Below are 240 nucleotides of genomic sequence, written 5' to 3'. Positions count from 1 at the left end.
GCTTGCCCGCGAATTTACGTACGTTCTGGCCAAGGAAATCGAAACCCTCCGCAATGTTCGTGATCCGAGTTTTCTCTTCCGAGAGCTCCAGCCCCCGTGCGGCCATAAACTGTCTGACTGCGGGAAGCACTTTGGATTCGAGCACCTCTTTCGATATGCCAGTCACCACAAAGTCATCGGCATAGCGGACGACGTTGAGTTGAGTCTTGGTGCGCGCGTGTTTGGTCATTCCCACGCTTG

The 240-nt window shown here is 54.6% G+C and carries 1 protein-coding gene; it reads right to left on the bottom strand.

The features are described 5' to 3' along the window. A partial coding sequence (locus tag J8I34_RS34575) for a reverse transcriptase domain-containing protein (protein ID WP_245176368.1) occupies positions 1-240 on the bottom strand: 240 nt, incomplete at both ends.

Origin of the sequence: Cupriavidus phytohabitans (genome assembly GCF_017815025.1) — a bacterium.
GTDB lineage: Bacteria > Pseudomonadota > Gammaproteobacteria > Burkholderiales > Burkholderiaceae > Cupriavidus.
This window is presented reverse-complemented; position numbering and strand designations above follow the sequence as displayed.